At 68.9% G+C, this 13,646-nt stretch carries 10 protein-coding genes and 1 tRNA gene; 5 read left to right on the forward strand and 6 right to left on the reverse strand.

Translation table 11 applies throughout. The features are described from left to right. Nucleotides 1-25: 25 nt before the first annotated feature. From BUF17_RS08365 to BUF17_RS08380, 4 genes are all read right to left on the reverse strand, one after another. Nucleotides 26-613: a sarcosine oxidase subunit gamma gene (locus BUF17_RS08365; protein ID WP_139282472.1), complete on the reverse strand. Its 588-nt coding sequence runs from the start codon at nucleotides 611-613 to the stop codon at nucleotides 26-28. Continuing rightward, complete coding sequence (locus BUF17_RS08370) at nucleotides 606-3,614, reverse strand: sarcosine oxidase subunit alpha family protein (protein WP_073627565.1); 3,009 nt, start codon at nucleotides 3,612-3,614, stop codon at nucleotides 606-608. The genes BUF17_RS08365 and BUF17_RS08370 overlap by 8 nt, the downstream gene beginning before the upstream one ends. After that, the gene (locus BUF17_RS08375; RefSeq protein ID WP_073627567.1) at nucleotides 3,614-3,925 is read right to left on the reverse strand and encodes a sarcosine oxidase subunit delta; all 312 of its coding nucleotides are present in this window, start codon (nucleotides 3,923-3,925) and stop codon (nucleotides 3,614-3,616) included. Before BUF17_RS08375 ends, BUF17_RS08370 begins: the two co-directional genes overlap by 1 nt. A 97-nt stretch (nucleotides 3,926-4,022) precedes the next feature. Continuing rightward, nucleotides 4,023-5,276 carry a sarcosine oxidase subunit beta family protein gene (locus BUF17_RS08380; protein ID WP_073627569.1) on the reverse strand — a complete coding sequence of 418 codons (1,254 nt, stop codon included), beginning with the start codon at nucleotides 5,274-5,276 and terminating at the stop codon, nucleotides 4,023-4,025. Between the two features lie 265 nt (nucleotides 5,277-5,541). Here BUF17_RS08380 and BUF17_RS08385 point away from each other — a divergent pair, with 265 nt between their 5' ends. Together BUF17_RS08385 and BUF17_RS22155 are read left to right on the forward strand one after the other, a co-directional pair. After that, nucleotides 5,542-6,573 carry a GlxA family transcriptional regulator gene (locus tag BUF17_RS08385; RefSeq protein ID WP_428977635.1) on the forward strand — a complete coding sequence of 344 codons (1,032 nt, stop codon included), beginning with the start codon at nucleotides 5,542-5,544 and terminating at the stop codon, nucleotides 6,571-6,573. A gap of 311 nt (nucleotides 6,574-6,884) precedes the next feature. Next, entirely contained in the window at nucleotides 6,885-8,591 is a 1,707-nt protein-coding gene (locus BUF17_RS22155) for a S1C family serine protease (RefSeq protein WP_175563656.1), read from the forward strand. A gap of 115 nt (nucleotides 8,592-8,706) precedes the next feature. Here the strand turns inward: BUF17_RS22155 and BUF17_RS08395 are convergent. Further along, nucleotides 8,707-8,791, reverse strand: a tRNA-Leu gene (locus BUF17_RS08395). Nucleotides 8,792-9,178: 387 nt separating this feature from the next. Here BUF17_RS08395 and BUF17_RS08400 point away from each other — a divergent pair. From BUF17_RS08400 to BUF17_RS08410, 3 genes are all read left to right on the forward strand, one after another. Further along, complete coding sequence (locus tag BUF17_RS08400; RefSeq protein WP_073627573.1) at nucleotides 9,179-10,150, forward strand: complex I NDUFA9 subunit family protein; 972 nt, start codon at nucleotides 9,179-9,181, stop codon at nucleotides 10,148-10,150. A gap of 457 nt (nucleotides 10,151-10,607) precedes the next feature. After that, nucleotides 10,608-11,513 (forward strand): DUF2092 domain-containing protein, encoded by a 906-nt coding sequence (locus tag BUF17_RS08405; RefSeq protein ID WP_073627575.1) that lies wholly within the window; start codon nucleotides 10,608-10,610, stop codon nucleotides 11,511-11,513. Nucleotides 11,514-11,551: 38 nt separating this feature from the next. Next, nucleotides 11,552-12,019, forward strand: a complete 468-nt coding sequence (locus tag BUF17_RS08410; protein WP_139282473.1) for a hypothetical protein — start codon at nucleotides 11,552-11,554, stop codon at nucleotides 12,017-12,019. Nucleotides 12,020-12,129: 110 nt separating this feature from the next. Here BUF17_RS08410 and BUF17_RS08415 read toward each other — a convergent pair whose 3' ends face one another. After that, the gene (locus BUF17_RS08415) at nucleotides 12,130-13,497 is read right to left on the reverse strand and encodes a sugar porter family MFS transporter (protein WP_073627579.1); all 1,368 of its coding nucleotides are present in this window, start codon (nucleotides 13,495-13,497) and stop codon (nucleotides 12,130-12,132) included. Between the last annotated feature and the right edge of the window lie 149 nt (nucleotides 13,498-13,646).

Genomic DNA, 13,646 nt, shown 5'->3' on the forward strand with positions numbered 1-13,646 from the left:
GCGCGACATGGCGGTGGCGGCCGGCTCAGACCCCGAACGTGGCTTCGACCAGCAGGCCGTGGACATAGGGCGCGAACGAGCGCCAGCACTCCACCCGCCAGGCGTCGCGCCCGAGCCGGAACAGCACGATGTCGGCCTTGCCGAACAGCGTGCGGGTCGCCATGCCCACGGGAAAGGCGCGCAAGTCGAGGTCGAGCGCGACGCCGGCATTGAGGGCGACCTCCGCCTTCGCGCCTTCGACGCCGATGCCGACATCGCGGTGGCCGACATCGACGAGGGCATGGAGGTGCCCGGCGAGGGCCTCGCCGAGCGCGGCGGCGACCTCCGCGGCATCCGCGTCCGGCGCGATCACCAGCCATTCGTCGGGCCCGAGCCGGGCGGCGAGCCGGTCGCCGGCTGCGGCGTAGCTGTTGACGGCCCCGGCGAGGGACAGGCCGGCGACGGCTCCGACCGCCTCGGCGACGCCGGGGCCGAGCCGCAGCGACCACCGCGCCTTCGGTGGCAGCGGCCGGACGGTGACGCCGCCCGCCTGATGGACCGCGACGTGCTCGAGAACCGGCTCGCGATGCGCCGGCAGCGCCTTCACCCAGTCCGCCCCATCCGCCTCAACCATGGACGCGCTCCCCCTTGGGATCGAGAAAGACCGGCTCGGCGACGGTCGCCGTGGTGAAGCCGGACGGCGTGGTGACGTGGACCGTCGCCCCCATCCGCGCCCGTCCGCCCTTGACGAGCGCGAGCGCGATGGAGCGGCCGCAATTGACGCTGGCATAGCTCGACGTGACGTGGCCGATGATCGGCATCGGCACGGGCGCCTTTGGATCGGTCACGACCTGCGCGCCCTCCTCCAGCACCACGGCCGGGTCGGTCGCGAGCAGGCCCACGAGCTGCTTGCGCTCCGGCGAGGCCATCTCCGGCCGGGCGAGCGAGCGCTTGCCGACGAAATCGGCCTTGGTCTTGGCGATCATGCCGGCAAGGCCGAGATCGTCCGGCGTCACCGTGCCGTCGGTCTCCTGCCCGACGATGATGAAGCCGCGCTCGGCGCGCAGAACGTGCATGGTCTCGGTGCCGTAGGGCACGATGCCGTAGAGTTCGCCCGCGGCATGGATCGCCTCCCACACCGAGCGGCCGTAATCCGCCGGCACGTTGATCTCGTAGCCGACCTCGCCGGTGAACGAGACGCGGAACACCCGCGCCGGCGCCCCGGCGACGCGCCCCTCGCGATAGGCCATGTGCGGGAACGCGGCCGGCGCGAGGTCGATGCCCTCGACGAGCGGCGCGATGGTCTCGCGCGCCTTCGGCCCCTGCACCGCGATCACCGCCCACTGCTCGGTGATGGACGTGAGGAACACCTTCAGATCCGGCCATTCGGTCTGAAGATAGTCTTCCATGTGGGCGAGCACGCGGGGGGCGCCGCCGGTGGTGGTGGTGACGTGGAAGCGGTCGGGCGCGAGCCGCGCGACGACGCCGTCGTCGAACACGAAGCCGTCTTCCTTCAGCATCAGGCCGTAGCGGCAGCGGCCGGGTTCGAGCTTCAGCCAGGCATTGATGTAGAGCCGGTTCATGAATTCGGCCGCGTCCGGCCCCACCACCTCGATCTTGCCGAGGGTGGAGGCATCGAACAGGCCGACGCCGGTACGCACCGCGCGGCATTCGCGCGCCACGGCGGCGTGCATGTCCTCTCCGGCGCGCGGGAAATAATGCGCGCGCTTCCACAGCCCCACGTCCTCGAACGCCGCGCCGTGCTCGGCCGCCCAGTCGTGGATCGGCGTCTTGCGGGCCGGGTCGAACAGCGGCCCCTTGTTCGGACCGATCAGGGTGCCGAAGGTGACGGGCGTGAACGGCGGGCGGAAGGTCGTGGTGCCGACCGCCGGCACCGGCTTGTGCAGCGTATCGGCGATGATGCCGAGCGCCGTCATGTTGGAGGTCTTGCCCTGGTCGGTCGCCATGCCGTTGGTGGTGTAGCGCTTGACGTGCTCGACCGACTCGAACCCTTCCTTGACCGCGAGCCGCACGTCCTTGGCGGTCACGTCGTTCTGGAAGTCCACGAACGCGCGCACGCGCATCCGGTCGGCGTCGGTCGGCAGTTCGCGCACCGGCTTGAAGCCGGCGAACACCGGGCTCGCCGCGAAGGTGCGCTCGGCGTGGGATCCCGCCGCCGCCGCGCCCGCGGCGAAGCCGTCGTCCAGGCAGCCCGCGAGCTGGTAGGTCCCGGCCGCCGCGCCCGCAGCGCGCACCGCCTGCGACGGCGCGCCCGGCACGAAGGCGTCGATCGCCTCGTCGAAGGCGAGCTTGCCGCGCGACTGGGAGAACAGGTGCACCGCCGGCGTCCAGCCGCCGGACATCGCCACGCAGTCGCACAGGAGCGTGCGGCGCTGGCCGCGCACCTCGCCGTGGGGGCCGAGCTTGGCGACGACCACGGAGGAGACGCGCCCGCGCCCCGACGTGCCGACCACGGTGTGCCCGGTCAGCACCGTGACGCCGCGGCCCCTGAGCAGCGCCGTCTCCGGCCCGCATTCGCCTTCGAAGCGGTAATCGACCACGGTGACGTCGAGCCCGGCGTTCTGCGCGTCCTCCGCCGCCCGGTAGGCCGAGGCGCCGTTGATGACGAACACGATCTGAGTGCCCGGCGCGACCGCCCAGCGGTTGATATAGGCGCGCACGCTTTCGGCCAGCATCACGCCCGGCCGGTCGTTGCCGGCGAAGATCAGCGGCCGCTCATGGGCGCCGGTCGCCAGAACAACCTCGCCGGCGCGGACCTGCCACAGCCGTTCGCGCGGCTGGCCGGCGGCGGGGCGGGCGATATGGTCGCTCACCCGCTCCGCCATGACGACGTGGTTCTGGTTGTAGTAGCCGAACGCGGTGGTGCGCGGCAGCACGATGACGTTGTCGCGCTCTTCCAGCGCGTTGCGGGTCTCGGCGAGCCACTTCATCGCCGAGCGGCCCTCGATCTCGGCCGTGACCTCGTGCAGGAGCGAGCCGCCGACTTCCTGCTGCTCGTCGGCGAGGATCACCCGCTTGCCGGCCTCGGAGGCGGCGAGCGCGGCGGCGAGCCCAGCGGGCCCGGCGCCGACCACGAGCACGTCGCAATGGGCGTGGCGGTTGGCGTAGCGATCGGGATCCGGCCGGCCCGGCGCGCGGCCGAGGCCGGCGGCGGCGCGGATGCGCGGCTCGTAGACCTTGTCCCAGAAGCCCTTCGGCCACATGAAGGTCTTGTAGTAGAACCCCGCCGGCAGGAGCGGCCAGACCCGGTCGTTGACGACGCCGATATCGAACTGCAGCGATGGCCAGTGGTTCTGCGAACCGACGTGCAGCCCCTCGGTCGCGGCCGTCACCGTGGCGCGGTTATTGGGATCCACCCGGCCGATGCCGCGATCGACCGACAACAGCGCGTTCGGCTCGTCCGAGCCGTGGCTCACGATGCCGCGCGGCCGGTGATACTTGAACGACCGTCCGACGAAGTGCACCCCGCTCGCCAAGAGCGCCGAGGCGACGGTGTCGCCCTCGAAGGCCGGGATCGCGGTGCCATTGAAATGGATGGTGATCGGCGCGCCGCGGTCGATGCGGCCCCCGCGCGGCAGGCGGTAGCGGGCGGGTGCGTTGGTCTCGGCGTCCATCAGCGCGCCTCCCCGTTCGCCGCCGGCGCGGCAGTCTGCACATCCGGCCGCGGCGTTCCCATCGGATAGGTCGCGAGGAACTTGTCGCTCACGGTGTCGCGCAGCGCGTTGAACCAGCGCCGGCAGCCGTGCAGGTGGTTCCAGCGCTCGGCATGCACGCCCTTCGGGTTGGTGCGGTAATAGAGATAGGCCGTCCAGGTGGCGTCATCGGTCTCGGACGGCACCGCCGGGCGGGCAATGTGCGCCTCGCCGCCGCAGTGGAACTCGATCTCCGGCCTTGCGCCGCAATAGGGACACTCGACGAGCAGCATCGGGACCTCGGATTCCTCAGGCGACCGGCCGGAGCGCCGGCGGGCGGGAACGGCATGAATTGAAGCGGAACGGGTGAGACGGCATCGCCGCCGCCCCTCAGTGGGCGACGGCCGCGGCCGCCGCCTCGTCGATCAGGTAGCCCGTGCGGAAACGGTCGAGGCTGAACGGCGCGTTGATCCGGTGCGGCTCGTCCTTGGCGATGGTCCAGGCGAACACGTTGCCCGACCCCGGCGTCGCCTTGAAGCCGCCGGTGCCCCAGCCGCAATTGACGTAGAGCCCCGGCACCGGCGTCTTGCCGATGATCGGCGAACGGTCCGGCGTCACGTCGACGATGCCGCCCCAGCTTCGCAGCATCCGCATCCGCGAGAACTGCGGAAACAGCTCGCAGATCGCGTCGAGGGTGTGGGTGGTGATGTGGAGGCCGCCCTGCTGGCTGTAGGAAACGTACTGGTCGGTGCCCGCGCCGATCACCAGTTCGCCCTTGTCGGACTGGGAGATGTAGGCATGCACAGCGTTCGACATCACCACGCAGGGGAAGACCGGCTTCACCGGTTCCGAAACCAGCGCCTGCAGCGGGAAGCTCTCCAGCGGCATCCGGAGCCCGGCCATCGCCATCACCACGCTGGTGTGGCCGGCGGTGGAAACGCCGATCTTGCGGGTGGCGATGGTTCCGCGCGAGGTCTCGAGCCCCGTCACCGCGCCGTCCGGCCCGCGGTTGATCGCCTTGACCTCGCAGTTCTGGATGATGTCGACGCCGAGCGCGTCGGCGGCGCGGGCATAGCCCCAGGCGACGGCATCGTGGCGCGCGACGCCGCCGCGGCGCTGAAGCGCCGCCCCCAGCACCGGATAGCGGATGTCCGGCGAGATGTTGAGCGGCGGGCAGAATTCCTTCGCCTCTTCCGCCGACAACCACTCGTTGTCGACGCCGTTCAGCCGGTTGGCATAGACGTGGCGTTTGAAGCTCTGCACGTCATGGGTGTTGTGCGCCAGCATCAGAACGCCGCGCTGGGAGAACATGACGTTGTAGTTGAGGTCCGCCGACAGCCCTTCCCAGAGCTTGACGGCGTGGTCGTAGAGCGCCGCGCTCTCGTCGAACAGGTAGTTCGAGCGGATGATGGTGGTGTTGCGGCCGGTGTTGCCGCCGCCGAGCCAGCCGCGCTCCACCACTGCGATGTCGCGCAGGCCGTGTTCCTTGGCGAGATAATAGGCCGCCGCGAGGCCGTGGCCGCCGCCGCCCACGATCACCGCCTGATAGGAGGCCTTCGGCTCCGGCGAGCGCCATTGCCGCCCCCAGCCCTGATGGGCGTTGAACGCCTCCGAGACGAGCGACGCGAGGGAGAAACGGCGCATGGGCGACGGACCTGGTGCTTGGGCGTGCGAAGGGGCGAGCCGGGGTGCGACGGCAATGTTACAGCGAGCCGGAAGCCGAAGCATCACCGCGTCATGACGAGCGTCGCTTCCGACCCGCCGAGTCGCTTCAACCGGAACGACGGATATTTGCCTCCATGCGACTTCCTTCGACCTGTTCCACTTCCAGACAAACTTGACGAAGATCAAATCCGGCGCCCATCATCCGGACGGCACGGCAAAAGCCGGCCGAGGGGAGCGATCGACGATGCTGCAGAAGCCCGGGACGGCGAAGGCCGGCGGCGGTCATCGGCCGTCCGCCGGAGCGGACGAAAAGCCGCGGACCATCGGCTTCATGCTGGTGCCCGACTTCTCGATGATCGCGTTCGCCTCGGCGATCGAGCCGCTGCGCCTCGCCAACCGCGCGAGCGGCCGCGCGCTCTACGCATGGCAGCTCTATTCCGCCGACGGACGGCCGGTGACGGCCTCGAACGGTGTCGAGGTCTCCGTCGGACTGCCGTATTCGAAGGCCCAGGGGCTTTCGGTCGCCATCGTCTGCGGCGGCGTCGACGTGCAGGCGATAGACCACCGCGAGCTGATGGCGGCGCTGCGCCGCCTCGCCTCGTTCGGCACCGGCCTCGGCGCGGTGTGCACCGGCACCTACGTGCTTGCCAAAGCTGGCCTGCTCGCCGGCTACCAGGCGACCATCCACTGGGAGAACCATTCGAGCCTCGCCGCGGAATTCCCCGATCTCGACCTCAGCCAGGAGCTGTTCGAGATCGACCGCAACCGCTTCACCTGCGCCGGCGGCACCTCGGCGGTCGACATGATGCTGTCGCTGATCCTGCGCGACCACGGGCCGGACATCGCCTCGGAGGTGACGGACCAGCTGATCCACCATCGCGTGCGCGAGGCGGACGAGCGCCAGCGCATGGATCTGCGCACCCGTCTCGGCGTCGCCCATCCCAAGGTTCTCGGCGTGGTGGCGATGATGGAGGCCTCCATCGAGCGGCCCCTGAGCTGCGCGGCGCTTGCCCAGCGCGCCGGCTGCTCCACCCGCCAGCTCGAGCGGCTGTTCGTGCGCTATCTCGGCCACAGCCCGACGCGCCACTACCTGACGCTCAGGCTGGAGCGCGCCCGCGACCTGCTGCGCCAGACGAGCCGCCCGGTGCTCGACATCGCCATCGCCTGCGGCTTCGTCTCCGCCTCGCATTTCTCCAAGAGCTATGTCGAGCACTTCGGCCGCACCCCCTCCGCCGAGCGCAAGGGCGCGCGGCTCGGAACGTCTGTGGCGGCGTAGGCGAAGGAGCGGAACGGGCCGTTCAGCCGGCCCGTTGCAACTGAGCGCGATAATCGACTCCCGCGAGCACCCGTCGTACCATGCTCGGAAAAGATGACGGGGGCGAGAGATGGGTCGGAGAGGTTTTGGCCGCAGGATCTGGCATCGCCTATTGCCGTCTCTCCTCGCGCCGATATTCGCCGGTGGCGCATCTGGCGCCAACGCGGAGGATATGCGCCTTCCAAAAGGCTGGTCGTGGGTCGTCGTCGCCAGTGCCGCCGGGCTCGACGAAGCGATCGGCAATCGCTCGCGTCTACGGCGCTGACGCGCGCGTGACTTTGGCGAACAACGGTTGGTACGCGGTCATGCTAGGTCCAAGGCAGGGGTCGCTGGATCAGGCCAGAAAGAATGTCGTCCTCCTGCCCGCTGATGCCCTGCTGTCACGCGGGAAAGGTTATGTCGCCACCGTCTGGCGTCCATCCAGCCCGATACTGGCATCGGCAACCTTGAACCAGGGAAGTCCAGCCCATCTGGCGACCGCAGGGTTGGTCGTCAGTGTGGTTCGGGAAAGTGCGTCGTCCGGATGGATCGCACATATTCGGGGCGCAACGCGGTCCCCTACAGGACCACGCACGTTCGAAGCACGCGTTCATTTTGATGCGGCCGCGGCGTATCCCTCCAGCGTCAAACTCGTCGAACTGGACTCAAGCAATCAGACACCCGAAATCGTGCTCGACAGCTACAGCGGCGGCGCACACTGCTGCACCTCGACGGCTGCGCTCGTAGAACAATATGACAGCAGTTGGCGTACCGTCGATCTCGGAACAGGAGATGGAGAGGGCATAAATTTCGAAGACGTGAATGGAGACGGCGTATCGGAGATCATTACTTACGACGACAGCTTCCTTTATGCATTCTCGGATTATGCAAGCTCTATATCACCGATAAAAATCGGCACCCTGACAGGAAGCGTTGTAACAGACATCACCCATCGATCCGACCTGAGACATCGTTTGATCCAGAGTTTGCGTGGTCTTGAGTTCATCGCCAAGCAAAGTCCGTCCCTGTGGAGTGAAAACGGATTCCTCGCCGGATGGGTGGCGACGGCAACGGTCGCCGGAGAAGGCGCCGCAGCGTGGTCCCGGATGCTGTCCAACTACCAGCCAGATAGCATCTTCCTTCCCACCTACTGCCGGATAGAGGCTCCTGAAGGTCAATGTCCTGAAGACCAGCGTTACACGCCACCATTTCCGGAAGCCCTGAGGCGTCATCTCATTGCGCACGGGTACCTGGAAGCCGAACAGGTTTCCGCGCCCGCGCAGACAGCACAGGCACCCCCCGCGTCTGCGACGGTCCCGACGCCCCAGTCTACCGCCGCGGAGCCAGCGGCGGTGTCACCAAAGCCACCAGAAAAGAACGCTGAGGCTGTGTCGGGAACCGGTTTCTACGTGACGCGGGATCGCATCCTCACCAACGCGCATGTCGTCGAAGGATGCGAGGCGGTGACGACGGCTCTGGAAGGACACCCTGCGACGGGTCGCGTTGCCGCTCGCGACACGACAAATGATCTCGCCCTGATCGAAGCCGCGCAGCCCGCCACCGCCGTCGCTCGGATGCGGACCGGAATTCGTCTTGGCGAGGATGTAGCGGCTTTCGGATATCCGCTCAGAGGCGTTCTTGCGAGCACCGGAAACTTCACGAGAGGAACCGTCACAGCCACCGCGGGCCTCAACGACGACAGTCGCCATCTCCAGATTTCCGCTCCCGTGCAGCCGGGCAATAGCGGTGGACCACTGCTTGATGAAAGCGGCAATGTCGTCGGCGTGATCGTCGCCAAGCTCAATGCTCTCAAAGTAGCGATCGTGACGGCTGACATCCCGCAGAACATCAATTTTGCGATCAAGGCCTCGATTGCTCAGAGCTTTCTGGAAAGCAACAACGTCACGACGACGCCGGGGAGTCAGACGACGCCTATGAAGCCGGCCGATATCGCCGCCATGGCACAGAGCTTCAGCGTTGCAATCGAATGCTCTCCCTGAGCGCGCAGATGAGGCGAAGACCGGACACTGGACCGGCAACCCGCACTCGCGCCAGCAGGCCCCAGAACGAAAAAGCCCCGCAACGCGTCTGCGTTGCAGGGCTTTTTGCGGAACTTGGTGCCCAGAAGAGGACTCGAACCTCCACGCCTCGCGGCACAGGTACCTGAAACCTGCGCGTCTACCAATTCCGCCATCTGGGCGACGGGCGATGACTTACGGCCCGCCCGGGCCGTTGTCAATCGCCCCGGCTGTGGAAAGACGAAGATGTTGTGACAGTCGGCCGGTGAGAGCGCGGCGGACGCCGGCACGGACGCGAGGCCGGAGCCGCTCGGGCCAGAAAGTGCCGGCGGCAGGAGCAGGCGACGAGAGCAAGCGGCAAGAGAGGGCGGCAGGAGCAAGCGACAGGCACCGGCGGGGGGCAGGTTGCAGCGACGGGGCGGGCTTGCGGCATTCGGCATGGTGCGGCGCACGCGCGCCTGTACGGGCGGCGAAGTGTGCGCTAGACACGAAGGTGGAACATCGAAGGCAATGCGGCCGGAGCGCGGATCATGACGCGCCGCCGCGCACGACAAGAGGAACGGGTCGCGATGGCTGAGGCGCTGAAGGACGAAATCGTCACGGTGTTCGGCGGTTCGGGCTTTCTCGGGCGGCATGTGGTGCGGGCGCTTGCCAAGCGCGGCTACCGCATCCGTCCCGCGGTGCGCCGGCCGGATCTCGCCGGTCACCTGCAGCCGCTCGGCATGGCCGGCCAGATCCTGCCGGTGCAGGCGAACCTGCGCTATCCCGCCTCCGTCGCCCGTGCGCTCGAGGGCGCCTCGGCCGCCATCAACCTCGTCGGCATCCTCGCGCCGACCGGCCGGCAGAGCTTCGAGGCCGTTCAGGCCGGCGGCGCCCGCGCGGTCGCCGAGGCCGTGAAGGCGGCCGGGATCGCCACCCTCGTTCACGTCTCCGCCATCGGCGCCGATGCGAACTCGCCGTCCGCCTATGCCCGCACCAAGGCCAAGGGCGAGGAAGCGGTGAAGGCGGCCATGCCCGGCGCCACCATCTTCCGCCCCTCCATCGTGTTCGGGCCGGAAGACGGCTTCTTCAACCGCTTCGCCGCCATCGCGCGGATGTCGCCGATCCTGCCCGCCTTCGGCGCCGACACGCGCTTCCAGCCGGTGTTCGTCGGCGATGTCGCCGAGGCGATCGCGCGGGCCATCGACGGCACCATCGCCGCCGGCCGCGTCTACGAACTCGGCGGCCCGGAAATCAAGACCTTCCGCGAGTGCCTCGCGCTGGTGAACCGCGAAACCGCCCGCACCCGGCCCATCGTCGGCGTTCCGCTCGGGTTCGCCAAGACGGTGGCGCGCCTCACGGAATGGCTGCCGGGCGCGCCGGTGACGGTCGACCAGCTTCTCCTGCTCGAGAAGGACAACGTCGTGTCGGCTGAGGCAACGGCCGAAGGCCGCACGCTCGCCGGCATCGGCATCCGCCCCACCAATCTCGAGGCGATCCTGCCGACCTATCTCTACCGCTTCCGCAAGCACGGCCAGTTCGACGCCCGCCGCATCGCCTGACCGGGGCCGAGGTGCCGACGGTTCAGCCGGCTTCCCCGCGCCTTGCGCCGCTCAAGTATGCAAGCACCTGGGCCGGGAACGGCCCGGGTGTTTCTTTTTGTCCGCGATGACGTTCCCGCGTCGCGCCCCCTTCCACAGGCTTGCGGGCTCGTGACATGCTGGTCGAGACAAAGTTCACGGAATTGAAACCATAATTCCCGCGAACTGGCGCATAGTCCGGCAGGATCGAGCGGTCCTGCCGGTCGGCATGTCCCTGCGGGGAAGGACGCGGCCGATTGCGGGCTCCACGGGCGCACCGCGACGCAGGGCCGGTTCCGCGCCCCGTGAGGAAGGTCCCGTCACGATCGCATCGATCCGGACGGATATGCTCACGCTCTTGATGATGCCGGGGCTCCGGCCGGACACTTGCCGGCCTGCACCGCCCCGGAAGCATCGTTCGGATGGAACCGGAGGGATCATGGCAGACCCGAAATCATCGAAGCCGAGGCGCCTTGCGGCGGCGGCACTCGCCAGCCTGCCGCTGGCCGTCGCTGGCCTCGCCCCCGCGGCGTGGACCGGCCCGGCCGCGGCCCAGCAGAGCGAGGCGACCCCCGCCGCGCCCGCCGCACAGGCCGATGCCGCAGCCGCACCGGCGGAAGCGCCGGCCCCGCTGATCGAGCAGGAGGCCCTCGATCTCCTGAAGTCCGCGACCTCGAAGATCGCGGCCGCCAAGTCCTTCTCCGTCGAGATCGACGCCTCGCACCAGGTCGCGACCACGCTCGGGCAGATGGTCACGCTGTTCAGCGACGCCGAGGTCACGGTGTCCCGGCCCGACAAGCTCAAGGCCGAGATCGAGACCGGCGCCGGAGAGACGGAATTCCTGTTCGACGGCAAGAAGCTGACGGTGTTCGACAAGGCCAAGAACTTCTTCGCCGAGATGCCGGCCGAAGGCACCGTCGACGCGCTGATCACCGCCGCTGAGGAGAAGCACGGCCTCGAACTGCCCGCCGCCGAGTTCCTGACCTCCGATCCCGAGGTGCTGCTCACCAAGGACGTGGTCGACGCCTATGTGATCGGACCGGCGCTGGTTCACGGCGAGAAGACCGTCCAGCTGATGTTCGCCACGCCGCGCTACGAATGGCAGCTCTGGCTCGACGACAAGACCCGCCTGCCGGTGCGCTATGCGCTGACGCATCTCGACCTGCCGGGCACGCCGACCTACACCGCCGAATTCAGCGACTGGAAGCTCGACGCGACGCCCGACGCAGCGGCGTTCACCTTCACGCCGCCCGCGGGCGCCGCCAAGATCGAGTTCGCCCCGCTCCCGCCGGAAGCGGGCAAGGACGCTGGCAAGGACGCCAGCAAGACGGAGCCGGCGAAATGAGCCGGGATCGCCTGTCCTCCCCCAAGACGAGGTTCGCCATGCGCAGACTGGTTCTCGCCGTTTCGCTGGCCGCCGCGGCGATTGTCGCCGCCGGCCCCGCATCCGCCTGGGTCGCCTATCGTGGCGGCGGCGGCGCGGCCTGGCACACGCCCTATGGCGGCGGCGCCGTGTGGCACGGCCCGACGGTTGTCGCCGGCGGCGCGCCCCACTGGGGCTACTATAACGGTGGCTACAATGCTGGCGCCGTGGCGGCGGCCGGTGCGGTCGGCGTGGCGACCGGCGCCATGATCGGCGCGGCGGCAGCCTCGCATCCGGTCTATGTCGCACCGGCGCCGGTGGTGGTCGCTCCCGCGGTCCCCGTCATCGGGGCATCCTATGGCGCGCTGCCGCCCGGCTGCCTCGCGACGCCCGCCTACGGCACCACCTACTATGCCTGCGGCGGCTACTATTACCGCCCCTATTACGGGCCGTCGGGCGTCGTCTACACCGTGGTGCCGGCTCCCTGAGCCGGTTCGGGATCATCCCGCCGCGGGATGAACAACCATGTTTCTGAAACGGCGACGGCCGGGCTCTCGCCCGGCCGTTGCTCTTTGCAAACCGCGGCGTTGGCCGGTGCCTACCGGCCGGCGGCCGGCGCGAGGTCGCGGAACGGACGGCCAGACTGCAGGTGCCGCTCGATGTCCTCCAGCGGCACGCCGTTGGTCTCGGGCACATAGAGCCGGGTGAACACCAGGCCGGCCACGCAGACCACGGCATAGATGCCGAACACCCCGGCGAGCCCGATATCGGCGACCAGCACCGGGAACGAGAACACCACCACGAAATTGAAGCCCCAGTTCGCGAGCGAGGCGAAGCTCATGCCTGGCCCGCGCACGTTCAGGGGGAAGATCTCCGACATCATCACCCACGGCAGCGGCCCGATGCTGGCGGCGAACGAGGCGATGTAGAGCACCAGCCCGATCAGGGCGAGGATGCCGAGATCCGGCGAGCCCGAAGCCGCCGCGATCGCGATCACGCCGAGGCTGAAGGCCGCGCCGGCGAAGCCGATATAGAGCAGGCGGCGGCGGCCGATACGGTCGATCAGCGCCATGCCGACCAGCGTCATCAGCACATTGACCACGCCGATGCCGGCGGTCGCGAGGATCTGGATCTCGGCCGAATCGAAGCCGGCCAACTGGAACACCGTCGGCGCGTAATAGATCACGGCGTTGATGCCGCTGAGCTGCTGCAGCAGGAACAGGCCCATGCCGACGATCAGGGCCGGCCGCGCGACCGGACCGAACAACTCGGCGAGCTTGCCCTTGTCGTCCCGCGAATCGGTAGCCGCGGTGCGCACGATCTCGGCGAGTTCGGCCGAGGCCGCCGGATCGGTCTTCGGCACGCCGCGCACCTTGGCGAGGGTGGCGAGCGCCTCGTCCCGGCGGCCGCGCATCGCCAGCCAGCGCGGCGTGTCGCTCATGAACATCATGCCGACGAACAGCGCGAGGCCGGGGATCATCCCGACGGCGAACATGGTGCGCCAGGATTCCGAGAAGGCGTAGCCGACGAGGTAGGCGCCGAGGATGCCGAGCGTGATCGCAAGCTGGTAGATCGAGACCAGCATGCCCCGGCGCGCCGCCGGCACGCTTTCGGAGATGTAGAGCGGCGCGATCATCGCCGCGATGCCGATGGCGAAGCCGAGCACCAGGCGGGCGATGCCGAGCACCCAGGCGGCATGGGCGAGCGCGGCGAACAGCGCGCCGGCCACGAACAGCACGGCGGCGAACAGCAAGAGCGAGCGCCGGCCGGCCGGCTTCGCCAGCCATCCCGCCAGGATCGCCCCGAACAGGGCGCCGAACGGCACCGCCGAGGTGATCAGGCCCTCGTCGAGCGGCGTGATGCCGAACTGGGCGCGCAACAGCCCGAGCGCCCCGGCGATCACCCCTTCGTCGAACCCGAACAGGAGCCCGGCTATACCCGCAATCGCGGCGACGACGTAGATCATGTTTCCCCCAACCCCCTGTTGTCACGATGCCGCAACCCTCGGCATCGCGCGCGGCGCGCCCGCACGCGGCCGGCAGGACAGCCGGGACCGGGGCACGCCCGCCGCGGGCCTATCCCGCAGCGGCGCGACCATAGAGCGGTTTCCAGCGG

It is taken from the genome of Pseudoxanthobacter soli DSM 19599 (assembly GCF_900148505.1).
In the GTDB taxonomy this organism is placed as follows: Bacteria; Pseudomonadota; Alphaproteobacteria; order Rhizobiales; family Segnochrobactraceae; genus Pseudoxanthobacter; species Pseudoxanthobacter soli.

What these genes read in the sequence shown, in the direction of transcription:
- BUF17_RS08365 (WP_139282472.1), bottom strand. Translation starts at nt 613, where the DNA reads ATGGTTGAGGCGGATGGGGCGGACTGGGTGAAGGCGCTGCCGGCGCAT.
- BUF17_RS08370 (WP_073627565.1), bottom strand. Translation starts at nt 3,614, where the DNA reads ATGGACGCCGAGACCAACGCACCCGCCCGCTACCGCCTGCCGCGCGGG.
- BUF17_RS08375 (WP_073627567.1), bottom strand. Translation starts at nt 3,925, where the DNA reads ATGCTGCTCGTCGAGTGTCCCTATTGCGGCGCAAGGCCGGAGATCGAG.
- BUF17_RS08380 (WP_073627569.1), bottom strand. Translation starts at nt 5,276, where the DNA reads ATGCGCCGTTTCTCCCTCGCGTCGCTCGTCTCGGAGGCGTTCAACGCC.
- BUF17_RS08385 (WP_428977635.1), top strand. Translation starts at nt 5,542, where the DNA reads ATGCTGCAGAAGCCCGGGACGGCGAAGGCCGGCGGCGGTCATCGGCCG.
- BUF17_RS08400 (WP_073627573.1), top strand. Translation starts at nt 9,179, where the DNA reads ATGGCTGAGGCGCTGAAGGACGAAATCGTCACGGTGTTCGGCGGTTCG.
- BUF17_RS08405 (WP_073627575.1), top strand. Translation starts at nt 10,608, where the DNA reads ATGGCAGACCCGAAATCATCGAAGCCGAGGCGCCTTGCGGCGGCGGCA.
- BUF17_RS08410 (WP_139282473.1), top strand. Translation starts at nt 11,552, where the DNA reads ATGCGCAGACTGGTTCTCGCCGTTTCGCTGGCCGCCGCGGCGATTGTC.
- BUF17_RS08415 (WP_073627579.1), bottom strand. Translation starts at nt 13,497, where the DNA reads ATGATCTACGTCGTCGCCGCGATTGCGGGTATAGCCGGGCTCCTGTTC.